Here is a 22523-nt window from a genome sequence, read left to right on the forward strand (position 1 = left end):
CAAAAGTAAAACAAATATTCAAAAATAATAAATAAGTACAATTCAAAAAGAGAAGTTCAAAATATTATATGAAATATATATTTGATAATCAGCAGAGAAACATCTAAAAAATATTCTTTTAAGGTATTTGTATTTAAAATAATTAATTGTACTTTTGCAACCCCTTTATTGGGGATGGAATGTTTAATTAAAAATATATTATGGACGCATTAAGCTACAAGACACAATCAGCAAGCAAAGCCACAGTTACAAAAGAGTGGATTGTTGTAGATGCTGATGGTCACAACTTAGGTCGTCTTGCTTCAAAAGTCGCTATGATTTTGAGAGGTAAGTACAAGCCAAGTTACACACCACACGTGGACTGCGGTGATAACGTAATCGTTATCAACTCAGAAAAAATCAACCTTACAGGTAACAAAATGGATGAAAAAACATACATCCGTCACACTGGTTACCCTGGAGGACAAAGAACTTTAACTGCTAAAGTATTGCAATCTAAAAACCCTGCATTATTAGTAGAGAAAGCGGTAAAAGGAATGTTACCTAAAAATAAATTAGGAGCTGAACTTTTCAGAAATTTAAATGTTGTTGTAGGATCAGAGCACAAACAAGGCGCTCAAAAACCTAGAACTGTTAACCTAAACGATCTTAAGTAATGGGAGTTATTCACAAAATCGGTAGAAGAAAAACCGCTGTTGCACGTGTTTATGTTTCAGAAGGAACAGGAGTAATCACTGTAAACAAAAAAGAATTCGCAACTTACTTTCCAACTGCAACTTTACAGTACAAAGTGTTACAACCAATGTCTATGACAGAAAATGTAAACAACTTTGACGTAAAAGTTAACGTTTACGGAGGTGGTTCAACTGGTCAAGCAGAAGCTGTAAGAATGGCATTAGCACGCGTTATGTGTGAAGTAAATGCAGAAAACAGAGGAATATTGAAACCAGAAGGTTTATTAACAAGAGATCCAAGAATGGTTGAACGTAAGAAATTCGGTCAGAAGAAAGCTCGTAAGAGATTCCAATTCTCTAAACGTTAATATTGCCTGTCTTGTGCAATTTGTACAAGACTTATTAATGATTAAATTTAAAAACAAAGTTGTTGTTGCTCTCCTACCGAGGTAGGAAATAGTTTAGCATCTAAATGTACATAGCCGGGAAACCGCCATTTATACATTGCTAATCAACAGAACGTAAACTAGTACAAAAATGGCAAACAAAATAGAAGTTAAAGACTTACTAGAAGCAGGTGTTCACTTTGGACACATGACTAGAAAATGGGATCCAAACATGGCTCCTTATATTTATATGGAGCGTAATGGTATTCACATTATCAATCTATATAAAACTGCAGCAAAAATCGAAGAGGCAAATGAAGCTTTGAAAAAAATTGCAGCATCAGGTAGAAAAATATTATTCGTAGCTACCAAAAAACAAGCAAAAGACATCGTTGCTGAAAAAGCAAAAGCAGCTAACATGCCATACATCACTGAAAGATGGCCTGGTGGAATGCTTACTAACTTCGTAACTATCCGTAAAGCTGTTAAAAAAATGGCAACTATTGATAAGATGAAGAAAGACGGAACTTTCATGACTTTGTCAAAAAAAGAACGTCTTCAAGTAGATCGTCTTCGTGCTAAATTAGAGAAAAACTTAGGTTCAATCGCTGACATGTCAAGACTACCAGCTGCATTGTTCGTAGTAGATATCAAAGCCGAACACATCGCAATAAAAGAAGCTCAAAAATTAAACATTCCAGTTTTTGCAATGGTTGATACAAATTCTGATCCTCGTGAAGTAGAATATGTAATTCCTGCAAATGATGATGCTTCTAAATCAATTGATAAAATTTTAACTTTAGTTACTGCTGCCATCGTTGAAGGTCTTTCTGATAGAGGATCTGACAAAGAAGGTGAAGCAACTGCTGAAGTAGCTGCTCCTGCTGCTGCCGAAGCTGTTGAAGCAACTCCAGCTGTTGAAGCTGAAGCTCCTGCTGCAACTGAAGAATAAATAAACATTTAAATTCCAAGTTTTAAATTCCTCTCCATAAAAAAATTAGAAACCTAAAGTTGATAATTTAATAAAATTGGAATTCGGAATTTGAAAGTTGGAATTTTTACTTTTAACACATAAAAAATATACAATATGGCAACAATTACTGCTGCAGACGTAAATAAATTAAGAACAATCACTGGTGCAGGAATGATGGACTGCAAGAAAGCCTTGGTTGAAGCAGAAGGAGATTTTGATTTAGCTATCGAAAACTTACGTAAGAAAGGACAAAAAGTAGCTGCTAACCGTTCAGATAGAGAATCTACTGAAGGTGCTGCTATTGCTGTTGTAAACGCTGACAAAACTGCTGGTGTTGTAATCACTTTAAACTGTGAGACTGACTTTGTGGGAATGAATGAGAACTTTGTAAAAATGGCTACTGAAATGGCTAATTTAGCATTGAACTTCAATACTAAAGAAGAATTTTTAGCTGCTGATTACAACGGAATCACTGTTGCTGATAAATTAATAGAACAAACTGGAGTTATCGGTGAAAAACTAGAAATCAGAACTTTCGAAAAATTAGAAGGTGCTTTTATCGGATCTTACATCCACTCTGGAAACAAAATCGCTACCTTGGTTGCATTATCTGCAAAATTAGAAGGTACTGACGAAGTTGCTAGAAACATCGCTATGCAAGCTGCCGCTATGGCTCCAATCGCATTAGACGAAACAGGAGTTGATGCTGACACTATCGCTAAAGAAATCGAAATTGCTAAAGACATCCTACGTCAAGAAGGAAAACCAGAAGCAATGTTAGACAATATCGCTAAAGGTAAATTAGCTCGTTTCTTTAAAGATAACACATTAGTTAACCAAGATTATATCAAAGACAATAAATTAAGCGTTGCTGCTTATGCTAAATCTTTAGACAAAGATCTTATCGTTACAGGTTTCAAAAGAGCTGCTTTAGGATAATTTATTCTGAACTCGTTTCAGATTCTAAATTTATTTTAGAAATTTTCTAAACCAAAATATTAAATCCCATTCGAGATACGAATGGGATTTTTCTTTTAAAAAACTCCTGCGAGTACAGTAAAAACATAAATTTCAAATTAAAATACTAAATTTGAAAAACTAATATTTTTTCTATGTTTAAAACCAAAAAAGAACTTGTATTCGTAATCCTGGCCGGGATTTTCATTACCAATTCGGTTGTTGCTGAATTAATTGGTGGTAAACTCATACAAATAGGTCCTTTTGTAATGAGTATTGGTATTTTGCCTTGGCCAATCGTTTTTTTGACAACCGATTTAATCAATGAATATTTTGGAGAAAAAGGAGTCAAAAAACTCTCTATAATCACTGCTTGTCTAATTGCTTATGCTTTTATCATTTTACTTTTGGCCATTACAATCCCGGCAGCAAAAGGAATCAGTCCGGTGAATGACGAACAGTTTCAAGCCGTTTTTGGACAAAGTATGTGGATTATTGTTGGAAGTATTATTGCCTTTTTAGTTTCGCAATTAATTGACGTAACCGTTTTTTGGTTTTTTAAAAAGAAAACGGGAAATCAAAAAATATGGCTGAGAGCTACTGGTTCTACCGTTATTTCACAATTATTTGACTCTTTTATTGTATTAGGAATTGCGTTTTGGCTGCCCGGAAAAATCAACTTTGATACATTTATAAGCTCTGCTTTGACAGGCTACACATTCAAATTATGTGTTGCAGTTGTATTAACGCCACTAATTTATTTAGGACACTATTTAATAAAAAAATATTTAGCAGAAGATACCCAATAAATTATGGATGATAAAAAAAGATGCAACTGGTGTAATTCAAGTGATTTATACAAAAAATATCATGACGAAGAATGGGGAGTTCCGGTTTATGACGACGAAACTTTATTTGAGTTTTTAATTTTAGAAACTTTTCAAGCTGGATTAAGCTGGATAACCATTTTGAACAAAAGAGAAAATTTCAGACTCGCTTTTGATGCTTTTGACTATAAAAAAATAGCAACCTATTCCGAAGATAAAATCCAAGAATTACTTCTTGACACAGGTATTATTCGTAATCGATTAAAGGTTAGAGCAGCCGTTTCAAATGCAATAGCTTTCATGAAAGTTCAGGAAGAATTCGGCACTTTTTCAAACTACATATGGAAATTTGTCGACGGAAAACCAATTGTAAACAACCTGAAAAATTTTTCAGATGCTAAAGCCACGACTCCACTTTCTGATACCATAAGTAAGGATTTGAAGAAACGCGGGTTCAAATTTGTAGGCTCAACAGTCGTTTATGCGCATATGCAGGCAACCGGAATGGTAAACGATCATTTTGCCGATTGCTGGAAGAGAACGGAAGATTCAACTCTTTAAAATCGATATAAATGCTTCCCGTTCAATTTCCCTGCATCCCAAACTCTCGAGATGCGAATTATAAACCTGGCAGTCCAATAGTTTATAATTTACTTCTTTCAACTGATTGACCAAAGCGATAAACGCTACTTTTGAAGCATTTGAAACTTTAGAAAACATACTTTCTCCACAGAAGATATTTCCCAAATCTATTCCGTATAAACCACCAACCAAAAGCTCATCCTGCCAAACCTCAACTGATTTGGCTACACCTAATTCATGAAGTCTACAATAAGCTTCAATCATATCATTCGTTATCCAAGTACCATTTTGTCCCTCGCGTTTTATATTTTGGCAATTTGAAATAACATCCCTAAAATTTTGATTGAAAGTTACTTTAAAGACGTTTCTATTCAGAATATTTCGCATACTCTTTGAAACAACTAGTTCGTTAAGAAACAAAACCATTCTGGGATTGGGTGACCACCAAAGTATCGGTTCTCCATCTTCAAACCAAGGAAAAACACCGCTTTTATAAGCTAACATAAGCCGTTCTGGAGATAAGTCACCTCCAATAGCAAGTATTCCGTCAGCATTAGCTTCGGAGACCGGAGGAAAAAACAATGTTTTAGATACGTAATACATAAAAGCCTTACAGCTACATTTTTGGTTAAGCTTTATTTAGACAAAACACTTTATAATTTTGAATTTGCTTCTCATACAAAACTATACTTTCATATAAAGATAAATATAATTCAGACCCGATACACTTAACTTTTAATAAATTGGAGTTCAGTACACTTTATTTGTAACGAAAATCTGGACACAAGCAAAACGAACTAATGAAATAAATAGCACTAAAAAAACAGCTACCAAAATGATAGCTGTTTCATATAAATCGTTAATCTAAATCTTTATGAGCCACACATTTCGCATTCGTCTGGACCAGCGTTCTTAGCCAGTTCAATCATCGCTCTGTATTCGTCGGCAGTCATTTCTACTTGCTCCGCTACTACCGGAATAGCAATTGACTGCTCTTTAATTTCCATTGGCTCTGCTTTTTTATCATTGTTTAATGTAAATTTAATTGCATCTACCGCTGATTTAGTTCTTAAATAATACATTCCCGTTTTTAATCCGGATTGCCAAGCATAGAAATGCATCGATGTCAATTTAGAATAATTGGCATTTTGCATAAATAAATTCAATGATTGAGATTGATCTACAAAATAACCACGTTGACGTGACATATCGATAATGTCTTTCATAGACATTTCCCAAACAGTTTTGTACAATTCTTTCAAATCTTGCGGAATATTAAGGTCTTGAACAGAACCGTTATTTCGCATTAATTCTTGTTTCAACGTTTCATTCCACAATCCGCGCTCCACTAAATCATGCAACAAGTGTTTATTTACCACAATAAACTCACCTGAAAGTACTCTTCTAGTGTATATGTTAGAAGTATATGGTTCAAAAGCTTCGTTGTTACCTAAAATTTGAGAAGTAGAAGCCGTTGGCATTGGTGCTACTAACAAAGAGTTTCTCACACCGTGTTCCATAACTTCTTTTCGTAAGGAAGCCCAGTCCCAACGACCAGATAATTCTTCATCTTTCATTCCCCACAAATTGAACTGGAATTCTCCTTGTGACATTGGCGAACCTTCAAAAGTAGAATATGGTCCTTCTTCTTTAGCCATTTCCATTGAAGCGGTAACAGCTGCAAAATATAAAGTTTCGAATATCTCCTGGTTCATTTTTTTAGCTTCATCGCTGGTAAATGGCAAACGCAACATGATAAAAGCATCGGCTAATCCTTGTACTCCAAGACCAACTGGTCTGTGACGCATATTAGAATTTTCAGCTTCTTTTACCGGATAATAATTTCTGTCAATAACTTTATTCAAGTTTCTGGTTACGCGTTTAGTAACCGTAAATAACAAATCATGATTGAATTTTTTGTTTTCTACAAACATTGGCAACGAAAGTGACGCCAAGTTACAAACCGCAATTTCATCTTTTGAAGTGTATTCCATAATCTCTGTACACAAATTCGAAGAACGAATCGTACCTAGATTTTTTTGATTTGATTTTCTGTTGGCAGCATCTTTATACAACATATAAGGCGTTCCAGTTTCGATTTGGGATTCCAGAATTTTCTCCCACAATTCATGCGCTTTGATGGTTTTTCTACCTTTTCCGGCTTTTTCGTAATCCGTGTACATTTTTTCAAAATCATCTCCATACACGTCATACAATCCAGGACATTCGTTAGGACACATTAACGTCCAATAACTATCTTCCTGTACCCGTTTCATAAACAAATCAGAAGTCCACATGGCAAAGAACAAATCTCTCGCACGCATTTCTTCTTTTCCGGTATTCTTTTTCAAATCTAGGAATTCAAAGATATCCGCATGCCAAGTTTCAATATATATAGCAAAACTACCTTTACGTTTTCCACCACCTTGATCTACATAACGTGCTGTATCATTAAAAACACGCAACATTGGAACAATTCCGTTTGACGTTCCGTTAGTGCCGCGAATATAAGAACCCGTTGCACGAACATTGTGAATAGAAAGCCCAATTCCACCTGCTGATTGTGAGATTTTTGCCGTCTGTTTCAACGTATCGTAAATTCCGTCAATGCTGTCATCCTGCATAGCCAAAAGGAAACAAGAAGACATTTGCGCTTTTGGTGTCCCCGCATTAAATAATGTTGGTGTTGCATGCGTAAAGAATTTTTTTGACATTAAGTCGTACGTTTCTATTACTGATGCCAAATCATCTAAGTGAATCCCAACCGCAACACGCATCAACATATGTTGTGGACGTTCTACGATTTTACCATTTATTTTTAGCAAATACGATCTTTCTAAGGTTTTAAAACCAAAATAATCGTAGTTAAAATCTCTGTTATATATTACATGCGAATCCAAAAATTCAGCATTTTTCATAATCACTTCATGCACTTCATCCGATAACAAAGGCGCATATTGTCCGTTTCTTGGATTCACATAATTAAACATATCATTCATCGTTTCCGAGAATGATTTTTTAGTATTAGAATGTAAATTTGAAATTGCTATACGGGCCGCTAACTGAGCATAATCAGGGTGTGCAATAGTCATTGATGCCGCAGTTTCGGCTGCTAAATTATCTAATTCTGACGTAGAAACTCCATCATACAGTCCTTCAATTACTCGCATTGCTACTTTTACAGCATCAACCAAATCATTTAAACCATAACATAGTTTTTTAATTCTATCTGTGATTTTGTCGAACATTACAGGCTCTTTATGGCCATCTCTTTTTACTACGTACATACTTTTGTTTGTTTTTAAAACAGAAAATCCCTTCGCTGTTTTTCGTTATTTGTAATTTATGCCAAACTTATTTCAGCATTTTTTTTGGAGCTATTTCCAGCTATCCATTGCAATCTTTTTATTTTTTAAAGAAAAAAAATAAAAAGGATTTCCATTACTATCTGGGCTATGACCGCAGCAACATTCAGAAATTCAGTATAATCAAGATCATTTAAAAAGAAAAATGGTCCAAGAAAATTAATTTTTAAAACTCAGCATCAAAGGATATTTTCTGAGCATCAACATCAGTATTCATAACACCTGATTTTTGATATTCACCTACTTTTTTCTCAAAGAAATTAGTTTTCCCTTGAAGCGAAATCATATCCATAAAATCAAAAGGATTTGAAGTATTGTAAACTCTTTCACAACCTAATTCCACTAACAATCTATCAGTTACAAACTCTAAATATTGCGTCATTAAAACCGCATTCATACCAATCAAACTTACTGGTATAGATTCTGTGATAAATTCTCTTTCAATATCTAAAGCATTAACAATAATTTCTTTGATTCTGTCTTTTGGAACTTTATTAATCAAATGGTGATTGTGTAAATGCACCGCAAAATCACAGTGAACTCCTTCGTCACGAGAAATCAATTCGTTAGAAAAAGTTAATCCCGGCATTAATCCACGTTTTTTCAACCAAAAAATAGAACAGAAACTTCCGGAGAAGAAAATCCCTTCAACCGCTGCAAAAGCAATCAATCGTTCAGCAAAAGAATCCGATTCAATCCATTTTAATGCCCATTCTGCTTTTTTCTTAATAGCAGGAAAAACATCTATCGCAGTAAACAATTCATTTTTCTCTGCTTCATCTTTTACATAGGTATCAATCAAAAGAGAATACGTTTCGCTGTGAATGTTTTCCATCATGATTTGAAAACCATAAAAGAATTTTGCTTCAGCATATTGCACTTCATTCACGAAATTTTCAGCAAGATTTTCATTTACAATTCCATCAGAAGCAGCAAAAAAAGCAAGAATATGTTTAATGAAATACTTTTCATCATCACTAAGTTTATTATTCCAGTCGTTTAAATCCTGAGACAAATCAATTTCTTCTGCAGTCCAGATACTGGCTTCCATTTTTTTGTACCATTCCCAGATATCATGGTGCTTGATAGGAAAAATTACGAAACGATTTTTATTTTCTTGTAAAATTGGTTCAACTTGCATCATTATGATTGTTTATTTTTTTGAGATTGTAACGGAATTTTATCCGTTTTGAGAATTACAAAGATTGTGAAATAATGCGGTTAATAAAAGTCAAACTTATTCACAATAAGCTCTAGTTTTTAACAAATGGAAAAAATTAGAATATTTTTAATGATTTTTTCAAACTACTGAAAAACAGTATTTTAAAAAATTATAAATTAGAAAAAGCACCGTAAAATATAGGATTTTTGAAAGAGGAAACAAGAAAAATTTTGATTTTTTTTGAAAACATTTTTCATTCGACTTTTCCTCTTTTTTTTTAATTTAAAGGATATAAAGCCACTAAAAAATTTCTTGTTTTTAAATTTGTTTTTTTTGTTACTGACGCTTCATGTCTTGAGCCACTTTTTCAAGTTCAGCATACCAATCTTCCCCAAATTTTCGGATTAAAGCTTCTTTGACGAATTTGTAAACAGGCACTTCCAGTTCTTTTCCCAGCGAACAGGCATCATCACAAATGTCCCATTTATCATAATTAACAGCTGCAAACTCCGTAAAATCTTTTACACGAATTGGATATAAATGACAAGAAACAGGTTTTTTCCAGTCTATTACTCCCTGATTATAGGCTTGCTCAATACCGCAAAGCGCGGTTTTTCCATCAAAAATTACGTAAGCACAATCTTTGTTATCAATAAGAGGCGTTTCTAAATCTCCATCTGTTCCTTTTACCCAAGTTCCTTGCGCTTCAATAGCAGCAATTCCTTGTTTGCGAAGAAACGGTTTTACTTTTGGATAAATAGCTTCAAGGATTTGAGTTTCCTCCAAACTTAGTGGTGCTCCGGCATCGCCGTCTACACAACAAGCCCCCTTACAAGCTGATAAATTACACACAAACTCTTTTCCGAGTATATCTTCTGAAACGATGGTTTTTCCTAGTTGAAACATTTTGCAAATATATCCAAAGAATTTTAAAAAATCATACCGCCAAATCATAAATTACAAAACAAAAACGAGGAAATTAAAACCTCTTTACATAAACTTGTAATCTGATTTTATAAATGAATACGGATGCTTTTCTAAGGAAACACACTTCATAGTTGTAATTGCTCCTTTATTTTTCAGATCCTTTATTGTGGTCATCATCATCAAGGGCTTTTCGCCGGACTTAAAATAATATTGTAAAGCATCGGGCGTTTTTCTTTTCTGTTGCGATTGAAACAAATCCGAAAAACTCACTTTTGCATTATTTGTATAATAAAATACCACAACATAATCGTCACTTACAGCCTCAATTCCTTTACAATTATAACCCATAATTATTTTATCAGGAAGACTTCTGTAAGAGAAATCAGCCTCCTTATTTTCCTTTTCAACAATGCCTTTGTAATCCGGAATTCTTAGCGCCATAGCTACTTTCTCCCCATTTTGATCAAAACAAGTCACCGTTAACTTATTACTAGTATCCATAATCATAAACATTTCATTAGAATCTCCCATATTGAGTCCAAAATAACCCGCATTAGGTTCTAAAAAATAGTCTGCTGTAACCGGTTTTTCCGTTTCGTTTTGGATCTCCAAAGAATATTTCCAACTAAATTGATACGAATTTGGAACTACAGATGCGTCTATTTTATTTTTTCCGTAGCCCATTGAAATCGCTTCGGCATTTGAAATTTCATTTATAGCTTTAAAATTTTCTTCTTCAACTTCATCTGAGACTTTATCTACCGCTTTTTGTTCAACTTTATCTTGTATTTTTCTTTGCAATTTTTTCAAAACCTGAGCTTGTGATGCATTCTCAAAAACCAACATCAACACTATACTAAAAACCCAAACTATCTTTTTCATGGCTAAGTATTTTAAATTAAAACAAAATTACAAATTGATTTTCAGATACTTAGATTTTAAAAAGCGAATTAAGAGTTAAATTTTTAATTTTAAAAAATAAGAAAACAAACTCACCACATTAAAAAAAGGTATCCCTAAAAATTAAAATCAACTTAACTATTAACCAAAGTAAATTCTATACTTTTACACCAAATATAAAAGACATGTTAGAAATAGACTTTAGAGAAATAATCACCGTAGGAATGGTACTCTTTGCTGTAATTGATATTGTAGGAACCATTCCTATTATTGTTGATTTAAGAGCTAAACACGGGCATATCGAATCGGAGAAAGCTTCTATTGTGGCTGGAATTATTATGATTGTTTTCTTGTTTATCGGAGAGGAATTTTTAAGTTTAATTGGTATTGACGTGCATTCATTTGCCGTTGCAGGTTCATTTGTATTATTCTTTTTAGCTCTCGAAATGATCTTGGGAATTCGCATTTACAGAGACGAAGAAGCAAATTCCGCATCGATTGTTCCTCTTGCCTTTCCATTAATTGCAGGAGCGGGAACAATGACCACTTTGCTATCGTTACGATCTCAATTTCACACCATCAATATCGTGATTGCCATAATCCTGAATATCGTTTTGGTTTATATTGTTTTAAAATCTTCATCAAAACTTGAAAAAATGTTAGGAAAAAATGGACTTGGCGTAATTCGCAAGGCATTTGGCGTGGTACTTCTTGCTATAGCTGTTAAATTATTCGCTGCGAATGTTAAAGGTTTGTTTGTCTAAAATAAATTTTCATAAATTTACCCCGATGTTCTTTATAAATTAGTCTTGATTACCATGAGATCTGTTTTGATTTCTTGATTTTCCTGATATTTCTATTTTATAATAAAAAACAAAAATTCACCTTATGAAAATTTTCACTACCGTTTTGGTTTTTTTAGCATTGGCGTTAATTGTATTCAATATCACTTTGCTTGATTTTCAGCATCCGTTTCAGGGAGACAGTGCCGTTGCTTTTATTGGAATTGCCGCTTCGTTTTGTGCCGTTTTAATTCTTTTAATTTTTAGAATGTCTAAAAAAATAGAAGAAAAAATGAATGATAAACTTTAAGAATGTTTGATGTTCTAATAATTGGCGGAGGTGTTTCTGGAATATCTTGTGCTCTTGTTCTTGGATCTGCAAAAAACAAATCCTTTGCTTCTGATAAAAAAATCGGAATTTTCACTCACCAAAAAACGTCTGCGCTTCAAGAAGCACTTTTCAATAATGCTTACGGAATTCCTCCAGGAAAATTAGGCTCGGAACTATTGACGGAAAGCATTAAAAACCTATCCAATACCTATCCCCACATCACGCAAATTTCTGATGAAAAAGTAATCAGGATTGAAGGTAATTTTCCTGAATTTGAAGTTTTTACCAATAAAAACAGCTACAAAACAAAAACTATTGTAATAGGAATTGGTTCTGCAAATACTTTTGCTATAGAAGGGTTAATGCAATTTGTAACTCCACATCAAAAAGCGCTTCCGGAAAAACAACGCATTCAGTTGCAAAATACAGATCATAAAGTTACCGAAGGTATTTATGTAATTGGAACTTTAGCCGGCTGGAGAAGCCAACTGGCCATTGCCGCAGGAAGTGGAGCCGCAGTTGCCACAGACATTCTAACGCTATGGAACGACGGTGTACAAACTCATTCGCATGACAGCATCCGATAGATTACGGTTTAGCATTTGACTTTTTACCCAAAATTGCTTGTATCATCGCATCTTCTTTCAATGTAATTTCATAATAATATTTTTCTCCATACAATTGGCGGGCAAATTCTGCTGCTAGATAACGCTTCACTAAAGGCTTAGTTTTAGTGAATTTTATATCTAATCCGTTTTCGAAAAGATACTTTTGAAACAAATTAAAGTACGCATCTGTAGCATTAATTTTGGTTGCAAACTGATTAAAAGTCAATCCTTTGAAAGCGTTACGGTTTTTATCTAATTGTTCAAATACAAAATGTCCCACAACACCCGATTGTAATAAGTAAGCCGTATTTTCATTTCCGTGCTCTATTTCAAGAGGAACAAAAACATCTGGAACAATCCCGCCACCGCCATAGACAATTTTACCTTTCTTGGTTTTAAATTTCAACGTATCAGTCACTTTTATACTGTCTTTTTCGTATAACTCCCCGTTTACAAAACGAGAATCCGATTCTTTAAAATAATTTTCATTCCCTTTCGAATACGGCTTTTGTATCGAACGTCCAACGGGGGTATAATATCTGGCAATCGTTAAGCGCACTGCAGAACCATCTTCAAAATCCATTTCGCGTTGCACCAAACCTTTCCCAAAAGAACGTCTCCCTACAATAATCCCTCTGTCATTATCTTGTATCGCTCCTGCCAAAATTTCGCTTGCTGACGCGCTGTTTTCATTGATTAACAGAAATACATTTCCACTTTCGAAAATGCCTTTTGCTGTCGCATATTTTTTATCAATAGTTCCCTTTTTATTTTTAGTAAAAACAATAAGTTCTTTCTCTTTCAATAATTCATCTGCAATTGCAATCGCTTCTTCCATGTATCCGCCACCATTATCCCTAACATCGATTACAAGCGTTTTAGCACCTTGTTGTTTTAACTTCACTAAGCCGGCTTTAAATTCATCGAAAGTAGTTTCTGCAAAACGATTTATTTTTATATAACCCGTAGTTGCATTCAAAAGCAAAGCAACATCTACGCTTTTCAGCGGAATAATATCTCTTGTTATTTTTACTTTCAGTTTTCGTCGCTCTGATTTTCTGTAAACCATAACTTCAATTTCTGAACCTACTGTTCCTTTTAATTTAGAAAACAAACTGTCATTGGGTAATTTTCGTCCAAATAATTTTGTTTTATTCGCATACAAAATTCGGTCTCCGGCTTTAATTCCTGCTTTTTCCGAAGGTCCATTTTCAACCGGTTTTATTACTGCCACCGAATCATTGTACATATAAAAATTAACACCGATTCCAACAAAATTCCCTTTCATATTCTCTGCAACTGCAGCCTGCTCACTTGGCGGAACATAAACGGAATGCGGATCGAGTTGCGCCAGAATATTGTCTACGGTAAGATTAACGATTGAATCCGTATTGACATCGTCTACATATTCTTTGTCGATAAAATCAATGAGTTTATTGAGCTTGCTTTTCGAATTGTTTTTGACTAAAAAATGGTTCTCGTCAGGGAAATTTAACATTCCACCAAGAAGAATTCCAACAGCAAGTGTTGTTCCAATTACGATGGGCCAATATTTTGGGTTAAATTTCATATGAAAACACCTTTTATTCTTCTAAAACCGGAATGTGTTGTACCTCTACTCCTGCTTTAATCAAAAACTGAATTCCGGAATCATCGCGGTATCCGTTATGATACACAACTCTTTTTATACCGGATTGATGAATTAATTTACTGCATTCTTTGCATGGCGAAAGCGTAATGTATAAAGTCGCTCCTTCACACGATTGTGTAGATCGGGCTACTTTTAGAATAGCATTTGCCTCAGCATGTAAAACATCCCAACGTGTTAATCCTTCTTCATCCTCGCAGCAATTCTCAAAACCTGATGGCGTTCCGTTATATCCGTCAGAAATAATCATACGGTCTCTAACAATAATTGCACCTACTTGTTTGCGTTTACAATACGACAAAAGACTCCATTCTTTTGCAATTCTAAGATAGGCTTTATCGTATTTATTTAATTTTTTTTCGCTCATTTTTATTATCTGTTCCAAATTTCACTTTCTACAATCATTGGCAAAACCACCCCTATAATAAAGGACGATAATACCAAAGTCCAATCCCGTTTTGAAAATCGAAAAACAGTTTGAACAATATATGACAATACCAAAACCACAAAAACTACCACAATTTGAGCAGCTTCAATCCCTAATGCAAATTCTCCCAAAGGTATTAATTTTGAATTCGCGCTTCCGCCAAGAATCGTTTTAAAATAATTCGAAAACCCCAATCCGTGAATGATTCCGAAGAAAAGAGTAATGAAAAAAACCAGATTTATACTTTCCTTTTTATTGGATTTTCCTGCGGTAAAAAGATTAAATAATGCGGTTATCAATATCGTTATGGGAATCAGCAACTCCACAACATTAACTTTTATGGCAATGATTCCATAAACAGAAAGCAATAATGCCATCGTGTGACCAATTGTAAAAAGGCTGACCAAAAGAACTATTCTTTTCCAATCCTTAAACGAGAACGGAACCGCTAATGCTATTAAAAATAAAACGTGGTCGTAAGCATGAATATCTAAAACGTGTTTTAATCCAATTTGAAAGTAAATCCAAAATTCTGACATCGGTAAATTATTAAGTTGATAATGGGGTTGTAAACTTACGATTAATTTTGAAAATCTTGATTTCGATTCTGCAAATCATTTGAGGAAAAAACGATTTAATTCAGCAAAAATTAGAAAAGAAATTGAAATGAATAATCAAAAAATACTTATCTTTATGATATAAAAACCAACTATTATGTCATTTTCAGAACTATTTGATAGCGAATTCAAACAAAGAAATAAAGGTCATTTCTCAGCCATAGTTCGCGTGGCGCTTGCCGACGGAAAATCTACTCCTGAAGAAAAAGCATTTTTAGACAAACTGGCCATAAATCTTGAAATCAGTCCTTCGGAATACGAAGAGATTTTAGAAAACCCATTAAAATACCCCATTAATCCTCCTTACTTGTATGTAGAGCGATTAGAGCGTTTGTATGATTTGGCGAGAATCGTACATATCGACCATCATTTAGGTGACAAACAAGAACGATTATTGGTTAAATTTGCATTAGCTTTAGGATTTACTCCTGGCAATGTTAATTATATTGTCAATAAAGCGCTGGCTTTAATTGATAAAAAAGTAGACTCAGACACTTTTGTTTATGAGATGAAAAACATGAATAAGTAACCTAAAAATCCATTAAGAAAGTTCCTTTATTACGATTTACTTCTAATTCAGTTACTTTCTTAATGGTTTAAATATATAAAAACAAAGCTTTTTAATACTTACTCAATTTAGCTTTGTGCATAAAATCTTCTGCTTTTTCGACCATATTATAGCTTCCGCAAAAGAACGGAACGCGTTCATGTAACTCCGTTGGTTCAATTTCCATTATCCTGTTAAAACCATCCGAAGCTTTTCCGCCGGCTTGTTCTGCAATAAATGCCATTGGATTACATTCGTACAACAATCTCAACTTTCCTTTAGGCGCTTTTGAACTTGTTGGATACAAATAAATTCCACCTTTAATCATATTGCGATGAAAATCAGAAACCAAACTTCCTATATATCGCGAAGTGTATGGCCTGTCCCCTTCTTCGAACTGGCAATATTTGATATAATCTTTTACACCTTGAGGAAAATGAACATAATTCCCTTCATTTATCGAGTAAATAATTCCGTCTTGAGGAAATTGCATTTTTGGATGAGACAAATAAAAAGTTCCAATTGCCGGGTTCAACGTAAATCCATTTACACCATGTCCTGTAGTGTAGACTAACATTGTAGAGGTTCCATAAATCACATAACCGGCTGCCACTTGATTAATTCCGGGTTGTAAAAAATCCTCGAGAGTTACCGGTGTTCCAATTGGCGTAATTCTTCGGTAAACCGAAAAAATAGTTCCTACCGAAACATTCACATCAATATTCGAAGAACCGTCGAGCGGATCCATCAAAACCACATATTTATTATTGTGACAATTATCCGAACCTTGAACGGTGATAAAATCATCATTTTCTTCGGAAGCGATTCCGCAGACAATTTCCCGATTAATTAACGTTTGAATAAAAATCTCATTAGCATAAACATCTAATTTTTGTTGGTCTTCACCTTGGATATTTTGCTCTCCGGCTGCGCCAATAATGTCTACTAATCCGGCTTTATTCACTTTGTAGTTAACCACTTTAGCAGCTAATCGAATTGAGTTGATAATCCGTGATAATTCGCCTGACGAGTATTGAAAGGCATTTTGATTTTCGATGATAAATTCACCTAGTGTTTTGTTGCGTTGTTCCATTACGAAATCGTTGTAGTTGTTTTGAAGTCACAAATGTCGTGTTTTTTGTGAAAACAAATTGAATACTATTTATTTAGTTTATCAGTATTGTATATTTGCTGTTTTAAGTGGTATTTTAGTGCTATAAATAGTAATTTAGTCCGCTAAAAAATCATTAAAAATAAGATCATGAATATTAGAAAAGGAACTCCTCAAGACATGAAAGCCGTTTTAGGACTTATTCAAGAATTAGCCGAGTTTGAAAAAGAACCGGATGCTGTCTTGATTACAGTTGACGATTTGATTAGAGATGGTTTTGAGTCTAATCCTTTATTTCATGTTTTTGTTGCCGAAGTCGAGGAAGAAATTGTTGGAATCGCTTTGTATTACTACCGATATTCAACTTGGAAAGGAAAAACAATCCATCTGGAAGATTTAGTAGTCAAAGATAAAATGCGCGGAACCGGTTTGGGTTATGCACTGTATTCCGAAATCATCAAACAAGGCAAAAAAGATAACGTGAGACGCATCGAATGGAATGTGCTCGATTGGAATACACCGGCAATTGCATTTTATGAAAAATCAGGTGCTAAAATTCTTGATGAATGGAGAGTGGCTCAAATGGACGAAGCTGCAATTAACTATTTCGTCGAAAATAAATTGAAAAACTAAAGGAATTAAAATATGATTTTGTTTCAGACAAAAAATCTGAAATCTGAAATCTGAAATCTAAATTAAAATGAGAGTATTCAAATTTGGTGGTGCTTCTGTAAAAGATGCCGATGGAATTAAAAACGTATATGACGTTTTACAAAAAGCAGGTTACGAAGATGTATTGTTAGTGGTTTCTGCCATGGGCAAAACTACAAATGCCCTTGAAGTGGTGATAAAGAACTATTTTGATAAATCGGCAGAATTAAATTCATCCGTACAAGAAGTAAAAAAATACCACAATCAGATTTTGTTGGATTTGTTTGAAGACGAGAAAAACGAAGTTTTCGCAGCTGTAAATGGTCAGTTTTCAGATTTAGAATATTTTTTAGCACACAATAAATCACCAAATTACAATTTTGTTTACGATCAAATCGTAAGTTATGGCGAGTTGATTTCGACTACTATTTTAAGTCATTTTATGAACTTTATGGGAATCAAAACACAATGGTTAGATGTTCGTAACTTTATAAAAACGAACGCTAATTACAGAGATGCTGAAGTAGACTGGGAATTGACACAGAAAAATATTGCCAAAAACGTAAAACGCAAAATTTTAAATATTACTCAAGGATTCTTAGGTTCTGATGAAAATAATTTCACTACCACTTTAGGCCGTGAAGGTTCAGATTACACCGCTGCCATTTTTGCCTATTGCTTAAATGCTGAAAGTGTAACCATCTGGAAAGATGTGCCGGGTGTAATGAATGCGGATCCGCGCTATTTTGAAAATGCTAGTTTATTGAACCAAATTTCGTATCGTGAAGCAATTGAATTGGCTTTTTACGGCGCAACGGTAATTCACCCAAAAACCTTACAACCTTTACAAAAAAAGGAAATCCCTTTGTATGTAAAATCATTTATCAATCCGTTATTAAAAGGAACAAGTGTTTCAAAAGGGGTTGATTTAGAACCATATTTACCTTGTTTTATTGTCAAAAGAAACCAACTTTTGATTTCACTTTCTTCAATAGATTTTTCATTCATAATGGAAGAAAATATCAGTGAAATTTTTGCTTTGTTTCACCAATTCAAAATCAAAGTTAATTTAATCCAAAATTCAGCGATTAGTTTTTCGGTTTGTGTAGAGGACAAGTTTGATAATTTCAATGAATTGAATGCGATTTTGTCTAAAAAATTCAAAGTAGAATTTGATGAAAATGTGACATTATACACCATCAGACATTTCAACGACCAAGCAGCACAGACTGTAGAAAATAATAAAGTGGTTTTATTAAAACAAGTAAGCCGCGAAACGATGCAAGTCGTAACTAAAGAATAAAAATAGGGTAGAAAAATTGTTAATTTAAAAAAGGAAGTTGATTTATTCGGCTTCCTTTTTTTACGCTTTTAAAGTACAAAAATGGAATTATTCGGGTCCGGAATCAAATAATCTCCTTCTGATAATTTCCCAATTATAAATACTACTTTTGACACTTTCGAGTTATAGTATTTATGTTAAAAAAATTCCTTTTTTGGATTATAATCTCTACTTTTTCCGCGCTTCAGGCGCAGGAAACGAATACACTGTATCAAACGAAAAAAATTCCTGTTTCCCGAGACACTATTTCACTTGAAAACAACAGCATTAATTCCAGTTTTTTTGAATTGCTTGACGCCAAAGGAAATCTTTTAGACCCTTCGCAATACAGCATCAATTTTCAAAAAGGAACATTAGTCCTCCATAAAAACACACTCATTGAGTCTGATTCTGTTACGGTACAGTATTTAAAACTTCCAGAAAGTTTAACCAAAGAATACCGTATTTATGATCCAAGTCAAGTGGTCAGTAATAAAGCCGCAACTGAAAATTTATACCAAATTCAAAAAGATTCTCCTAAAAAAAACATTCCTTTTGACGGATTAAATACTTCGGGAAGTATCACTCGCGGCGTTACAATAGGCAACAATCAAAACACGACTTTAAACTCCAATCTGGATTTACAAATCACTGGGAAAATTTCAGAGAAAGTTAGTTTACGCGGCTCTTTACAAGACAGTAATATTCCGTTACAAGACGGCGGTTATTCTCAGAAACTGGATCAGTTTGACAATGTATTTCTGGAACTTTTCAGTGACAAATGGAACATCCGAGCGGGTGATGTTTTTCTTGAAAACAGGAAAACCCAATTCCTGAATTTCAATAAAAAAGTACAAGGTCTATCGACGAATTTTGACTTTGGAACCGAAAATAATCATACCAATATTTTTACATCCGTAGCATTAGTCAAAGGACAATATGCCAAAAGCAATTTTGTGGGACAAGAAGGCAATCAAGGTCCTTATAAATTAAAAGGACAAAACGGCGAATTATATGTACTTGTCATTTCAGGCTCTGAACGGGTTTACGTCAATGGGAGTTTGTTAAAAAGAGGCGAAAACAATGATTATACGATTGATTATAATGCCGGTGAAATTATTTTCACTCCGCTTTTTACGATTACATCCGAAATGCGAATTACAATAGAATACCAATATTCGGATAGAAATTACACCCGGTTTGTCACTTACGCAGGAGCAACCCATGAAAACGAAAAATGGAGTTTTGGCGGATATGTATATTCTGAAAGCGATTTGAAAAACCAACCTCTACAACAAAATCTTTCTGAAGATCAAGCTCAAATTTTGGTTAATGCAGGTGATAATTCAGATTTAATGGTAGCACCATCAGCTTATGAAGATTCGTACTCTGACAACAAAATACTGTATAAAAAAACTAGAGTGAACGGAGTTGAAATTTTTGAATATTCAAATTCACCGGAAGACGTTTTATACAATGTTAGGTACAATTTAGTGGGAACAAACAAAGGGAATTATATTTTAGCAAATACAGCAGCAATTGGTCGAATATATCAATACACAGCGCCAATAAATAGTATTCCGCAAGGAAAATACGAACCTGTTGTACAACTTGTAGCACCAACAAAAGTTCAAGTCGCTACCTTTTTAGGAAAATACAAACCCACCGAAAAAACAGCAGTAGATTTTGAAATAGGCGTCAGTTCTAATGACAAAAATTTATTTTCGTCAATTGACGACAGCAATAACAAAGGATTAGCCGGAAAAATAAATGCAAAACAGCGTTTGTTTTCAAAAAAGTGGAATGTTGATGCTTTCGCCAATTATCAATTTATACAAGATAATTTTTCCTCTGTGGAACGACTTTACAGCATTGAATTTGACAGAGACTGGAATTTAGGCACGACTGCTACCGGCAATCAAAGTTTTTTAGTTTCCGGATTAAATTTCAATTTAAACCCAAAAACCAACACTCAAAATAAAGGAATAGTAACGTATCAGTTTGAAAAATTAGATTTCACAAACCACTTTTCCGGAAGCAGGCACAACATTGACGGAATTATAAAATTGAAAAACTGGAGTTTTCAAAATAAAGGCAGTTTTTTAAAGAGTGACGGTACGGTTTCAACTTCAAAATTCTTGCGAAATCAATCTCAAATGCGATTTCATTTCAATAAAAACTGGATTGGAAGCAGTTTGAGAATTGAAGATAATCAAGAAAAAGAGAAAGCTACGAATCAATTTTCGGCTTTAAGCCAACGATTTTCTGAATATGGTTTTTTCACGGGAAGAGGTGACAGCACGAAAGTTTTTGTGGAATTGGGTTATCTAAAAAGAACCAATGACAGTTTACAAAACGGAATAATTCAGCGGGTGAATGCATCACAAACTTTTATTTTGAAATCGAAGTTGATTCAAACTAAAAAAAGTGATTTATCGGTTTATGTAAATTACAGAACGTTAAATTTTATTAATGGCACGAAACAAAAAGAATCTTCATTGAATTCCAGAATCCTCTACAATGATCGTTTTTTTAATCAATTAATCCAAAACACAACCGTCTACGAAACCAATTCCGGCAGCATTCCGCAACAGGAATTTACATATCTGGAAGTTGCAGCCGGGCAGGGTGTATACACTTGGAACGACTACAACGGTAACGGAATTCAGGAATTAGAGGAATTTGAAGTTGCTCCTTTTATTGATCAGGCGAAATACATCAGAGTCTTTTTGCCCAATAGAATTTACATCAAAACACACCAAAATAAATTTTCCCAATCGATTACCCTGAACCCAAATCAATGGCAAAATGAAAATGGAATCAAAAAAACCCTTTCTTATTTTTACAACCAAACGTCATTTAGTATTGACCGAAAAACAAAAAGTGACGGCAACAATTTCGAGTTGAATCCTTTCCTTCCTTCTGATGAAAATGTGTTGGGGCTGAATTCGAGTTTCAGAAACAGTTTGTTCTATAATCGAGGCAAACAAAACCATTCTGTCACTTACACTTATTTAAAAAACAGCACAAAAAACTTGTTGTCAATTGGCTCACAAGAAGCGACAAATGGTTCCCACCAATTGCAATACAATCATTTATACCAAAAAAGTTGGTTGTTTGGCTTTTTTGCAAAAACAATACAAACAACACTAAATTCTGAAAATTATCCAGAAAAAAATTATGCCATCAACGGCTACCAATTAGCACCGAAAATCAGTTATCTTTTTTCGAAAAATACCAGTTGGGATATATTTTATGAAATACAAAACAAGGAAAATCAAATTGGAAATTCAGAAACGCTTCTTCAAAACCGATTAGGAACCTCGTTTTCATATGCCGGTGACAAGAAAATCACACTCAACGGAGAGTTTTCTTTTTATCAGAATAAATTCAGCGGGAATGAATTTTCTTCGGTAGGATTTCAGATGCTCGAAGGATTGCAAACCGGACAAAATTTAACCTGGCGATTGCTTTTGCAAAAAAATCTGACCCAGTTTTTGGACATCAACTTAAATTATCAAGGACGAAAAAGCGAATTAAGCCAAACCATTCATACAGGAAATGTACAATTAAGAGCTTATTTTTAGCATTGATAATTAACAAATTATATCTGCAATAACGAAAATAAAAGTTATAATTTAAAATAGAGAGACTACTCAAAAACGAACAGCAACTTTTTATTTAAGGTTTTCTAAAGTACATTTACAGTAAAAATAAATTAATAGTT

At 33.9% G+C, this 22523-nt stretch carries 22 protein-coding genes; 13 read left to right on the forward strand and 9 right to left on the reverse strand.

Features of this window, described 5'->3' with window-relative positions; genetic code table 11:
• Positions 1-200: 200 nt before the first annotated feature.
• From rplM to O6P34_RS02905, 6 genes are all read left to right on the forward strand, one after another.
• On the forward strand, positions 201-656 hold the full coding sequence (rplM, locus tag O6P34_RS02880) for a 50S ribosomal protein L13 (protein WP_086453663.1): 456 nt from the start codon (positions 201-203) through the stop codon (positions 654-656).
• Entirely contained in the window at positions 656-1042 is a 387-nt protein-coding gene (gene rpsI / locus O6P34_RS02885) for a 30S ribosomal protein S9 (protein ID WP_073367165.1), read from the forward strand. Before rplM ends, rpsI begins: the two co-directional genes overlap by 1 nt.
• A gap of 169 nt (positions 1043-1211) precedes the next feature.
• Positions 1212-2012, forward strand: coding sequence for a 30S ribosomal protein S2 (rpsB, locus tag O6P34_RS02890; RefSeq protein WP_269685828.1), 801 nt, complete (start codon positions 1212-1214; stop codon positions 2010-2012).
• A gap of 135 nt (positions 2013-2147) precedes the next feature.
• Complete coding sequence (tsf, locus tag O6P34_RS02895) at positions 2148-2972, forward strand: translation elongation factor Ts (protein ID WP_269685829.1); 825 nt, start codon at positions 2148-2150, stop codon at positions 2970-2972.
• A gap of 173 nt (positions 2973-3145) precedes the next feature.
• Positions 3146-3799, forward strand: coding sequence for a queuosine precursor transporter (locus O6P34_RS02900; RefSeq protein WP_269685830.1), 654 nt, complete (start codon positions 3146-3148; stop codon positions 3797-3799).
• Between the two features lie 3 nt (positions 3800-3802).
• On the forward strand, positions 3803-4378 hold the full coding sequence (locus tag O6P34_RS02905; protein WP_269685831.1) for a DNA-3-methyladenine glycosylase I: 576 nt from the start codon (positions 3803-3805) through the stop codon (positions 4376-4378).
• Here the strand turns inward: O6P34_RS02905 and aat are convergent.
• From aat to O6P34_RS02930, 5 genes are all read right to left on the reverse strand, one after another.
• Entirely contained in the window at positions 4367-5002 is a 636-nt protein-coding gene (gene aat, locus O6P34_RS02910; RefSeq protein ID WP_269685832.1) for a leucyl/phenylalanyl-tRNA--protein transferase, read from the reverse strand. The two genes, O6P34_RS02905 and aat, sit on opposite strands and share 12 nt — an antisense overlap.
• A gap of 269 nt (positions 5003-5271) precedes the next feature.
• Positions 5272-7686: a ribonucleoside-diphosphate reductase subunit alpha gene (locus O6P34_RS02915; RefSeq protein ID WP_269685833.1), complete on the reverse strand. Its 2415-nt coding sequence runs from the start codon at positions 7684-7686 to the stop codon at positions 5272-5274.
• Between the two features lie 244 nt (positions 7687-7930).
• Positions 7931-8908, reverse strand: coding sequence for a ribonucleotide-diphosphate reductase subunit beta (locus O6P34_RS02920; RefSeq protein WP_269685834.1), 978 nt, complete (start codon positions 8906-8908; stop codon positions 7931-7933).
• Between the two features lie 354 nt (positions 8909-9262).
• Positions 9263-9832, reverse strand: a complete 570-nt coding sequence (locus O6P34_RS02925) for a DUF3109 family protein (protein WP_269685835.1) — start codon at positions 9830-9832, stop codon at positions 9263-9265.
• Between the two features lie 84 nt (positions 9833-9916).
• Positions 9917-10735, reverse strand: a complete 819-nt coding sequence (locus O6P34_RS02930; protein WP_269685836.1) for a hypothetical protein — start codon at positions 10733-10735, stop codon at positions 9917-9919.
• A gap of 203 nt (positions 10736-10938) precedes the next feature.
• Between O6P34_RS02930 and O6P34_RS02935 the strand changes: the two genes are divergently transcribed.
• From O6P34_RS02935 to O6P34_RS02945, 3 genes are all read left to right on the forward strand, one after another.
• A complete protein-coding gene (locus tag O6P34_RS02935; protein ID WP_269685837.1) occupies positions 10939-11517 on the forward strand; it encodes a MarC family protein in 579 nt (192 codons plus the stop codon).
• Between the two features lie 124 nt (positions 11518-11641).
• Positions 11642-11845 (forward strand): hypothetical protein, encoded by a 204-nt coding sequence (locus O6P34_RS02940; protein ID WP_269685838.1) that lies wholly within the window; start codon positions 11642-11644, stop codon positions 11843-11845.
• 2 nt (positions 11846-11847) lie between these two features.
• Entirely contained in the window at positions 11848-12453 is a 606-nt protein-coding gene (locus O6P34_RS02945; RefSeq protein WP_269685839.1) for an FAD-dependent oxidoreductase, read from the forward strand.
• 1 nt (position 12454) lies between these two features.
• On the opposite strand, the gene O6P34_RS02950 is transcribed toward O6P34_RS02945, so the two are convergent.
• From O6P34_RS02950 to O6P34_RS02960, 3 genes are read right to left on the reverse strand one after another with little or no spacing between them, the layout of a single operon-like run.
• Positions 12455-14044 carry a S41 family peptidase gene (locus O6P34_RS02950; protein ID WP_269685840.1) on the reverse strand — a complete coding sequence of 530 codons (1590 nt, stop codon included), beginning with the start codon at positions 14042-14044 and terminating at the stop codon, positions 12455-12457.
• Positions 14045-14057: 13 nt separating this feature from the next.
• A complete protein-coding gene (locus O6P34_RS02955) occupies positions 14058-14489 on the reverse strand; it encodes a deoxycytidylate deaminase (RefSeq protein ID WP_269685841.1) in 432 nt (143 codons plus the stop codon).
• A gap of 5 nt (positions 14490-14494) precedes the next feature.
• On the reverse strand, positions 14495-15130 hold the full coding sequence (locus tag O6P34_RS02960) for a HupE/UreJ family protein (RefSeq protein WP_489886164.1): 636 nt from the start codon (positions 15128-15130) through the stop codon (positions 14495-14497).
• Between the two features lie 133 nt (positions 15131-15263).
• On the opposite strand from O6P34_RS02960, the gene O6P34_RS02965 reads away from it, so the two are divergent.
• Complete coding sequence (locus tag O6P34_RS02965; RefSeq protein WP_269685843.1) at positions 15264-15695, forward strand: tellurite resistance TerB family protein; 432 nt, start codon at positions 15264-15266, stop codon at positions 15693-15695.
• Positions 15696-15786: 91 nt separating this feature from the next.
• On the opposite strand, the gene fbp is transcribed toward O6P34_RS02965, so the two are convergent.
• Positions 15787-16806 (reverse strand): class 1 fructose-bisphosphatase, encoded by a 1020-nt coding sequence (gene fbp, locus O6P34_RS02970; RefSeq protein ID WP_269685844.1) that lies wholly within the window; start codon positions 16804-16806, stop codon positions 15787-15789.
• 168 nt (positions 16807-16974) lie between these two features.
• Between fbp and O6P34_RS02975 the strand changes: the two genes are divergently transcribed.
• From O6P34_RS02975 to O6P34_RS02985, 3 genes are all read left to right on the forward strand, one after another.
• A complete protein-coding gene (locus tag O6P34_RS02975) occupies positions 16975-17457 on the forward strand; it encodes a GNAT family N-acetyltransferase (protein ID WP_269685845.1) in 483 nt (160 codons plus the stop codon).
• A gap of 67 nt (positions 17458-17524) precedes the next feature.
• Positions 17525-18778: an aspartate kinase gene (locus O6P34_RS02980; RefSeq protein WP_269685846.1), complete on the forward strand. Its 1254-nt coding sequence runs from the start codon at positions 17525-17527 to the stop codon at positions 18776-18778.
• A gap of 173 nt (positions 18779-18951) precedes the next feature.
• Positions 18952-22383 (forward strand): DUF8818 domain-containing protein, encoded by a 3432-nt coding sequence (locus O6P34_RS02985; RefSeq protein ID WP_269685847.1) that lies wholly within the window; start codon positions 18952-18954, stop codon positions 22381-22383.
• Positions 22384-22523 lie beyond the last annotated feature (140 nt).

It is taken from the genome of Flavobacterium lacustre, assembly GCF_027474525.2.
Classification (GTDB): domain Bacteria; phylum Bacteroidota; class Bacteroidia; order Flavobacteriales; family Flavobacteriaceae; genus Flavobacterium; species Flavobacterium lacustre.

Excerpts from the sequence above, each read along its gene's own strand:
- rplM (WP_086453663.1), top strand. The coding sequence starts at position 201 with ATGGACGCATTAAGCTACAAGACACAATCAGCAAGCAAAGCCACAGTT.
- rpsI (WP_073367165.1), top strand. The coding sequence starts at position 656 with ATGGGAGTTATTCACAAAATCGGTAGAAGAAAAACCGCTGTTGCACGT.
- rpsB (WP_269685828.1), top strand. The coding sequence starts at position 1,212 with ATGGCAAACAAAATAGAAGTTAAAGACTTACTAGAAGCAGGTGTTCAC.
- tsf (WP_269685829.1), top strand. The coding sequence starts at position 2,148 with ATGGCAACAATTACTGCTGCAGACGTAAATAAATTAAGAACAATCACT.
- O6P34_RS02900 (WP_269685830.1), top strand. The coding sequence starts at position 3,146 with ATGTTTAAAACCAAAAAAGAACTTGTATTCGTAATCCTGGCCGGGATT.
- O6P34_RS02905 (WP_269685831.1), top strand. The coding sequence starts at position 3,803 with ATGGATGATAAAAAAAGATGCAACTGGTGTAATTCAAGTGATTTATAC.
- aat (WP_269685832.1), bottom strand. The coding sequence starts at position 5,002 with ATGTATTACGTATCTAAAACATTGTTTTTTCCTCCGGTCTCCGAAGCT.
- O6P34_RS02915 (WP_269685833.1), bottom strand. The coding sequence starts at position 7,686 with ATGTACGTAGTAAAAAGAGATGGCCATAAAGAGCCTGTAATGTTCGAC.
- O6P34_RS02920 (WP_269685834.1), bottom strand. The coding sequence starts at position 8,908 with ATGATGCAAGTTGAACCAATTTTACAAGAAAATAAAAATCGTTTCGTA.
- O6P34_RS02925 (WP_269685835.1), bottom strand. The coding sequence starts at position 9,832 with ATGTTTCAACTAGGAAAAACCATCGTTTCAGAAGATATACTCGGAAAA.
- O6P34_RS02930 (WP_269685836.1), bottom strand. The coding sequence starts at position 10,735 with ATGAAAAAGATAGTTTGGGTTTTTAGTATAGTGTTGATGTTGGTTTTT.
- O6P34_RS02935 (WP_269685837.1), top strand. The coding sequence starts at position 10,939 with ATGTTAGAAATAGACTTTAGAGAAATAATCACCGTAGGAATGGTACTC.
- O6P34_RS02940 (WP_269685838.1), top strand. The coding sequence starts at position 11,642 with ATGAAAATTTTCACTACCGTTTTGGTTTTTTTAGCATTGGCGTTAATT.
- O6P34_RS02945 (WP_269685839.1), top strand. The coding sequence starts at position 11,848 with ATGTTTGATGTTCTAATAATTGGCGGAGGTGTTTCTGGAATATCTTGT.
- O6P34_RS02950 (WP_269685840.1), bottom strand. The coding sequence starts at position 14,044 with ATGAAATTTAACCCAAAATATTGGCCCATCGTAATTGGAACAACACTT.
- O6P34_RS02955 (WP_269685841.1), bottom strand. The coding sequence starts at position 14,489 with ATGAGCGAAAAAAAATTAAATAAATACGATAAAGCCTATCTTAGAATT.
- O6P34_RS02965 (WP_269685843.1), top strand. The coding sequence starts at position 15,264 with ATGTCATTTTCAGAACTATTTGATAGCGAATTCAAACAAAGAAATAAA.
- fbp (WP_269685844.1), bottom strand. The coding sequence starts at position 16,806 with ATGGAACAACGCAACAAAACACTAGGTGAATTTATCATCGAAAATCAA.
- O6P34_RS02975 (WP_269685845.1), top strand. The coding sequence starts at position 16,975 with ATGAATATTAGAAAAGGAACTCCTCAAGACATGAAAGCCGTTTTAGGA.
- O6P34_RS02980 (WP_269685846.1), top strand. The coding sequence starts at position 17,525 with ATGAGAGTATTCAAATTTGGTGGTGCTTCTGTAAAAGATGCCGATGGA.
- O6P34_RS02985 (WP_269685847.1), top strand. The coding sequence starts at position 18,952 with ATGTTAAAAAAATTCCTTTTTTGGATTATAATCTCTACTTTTTCCGCG.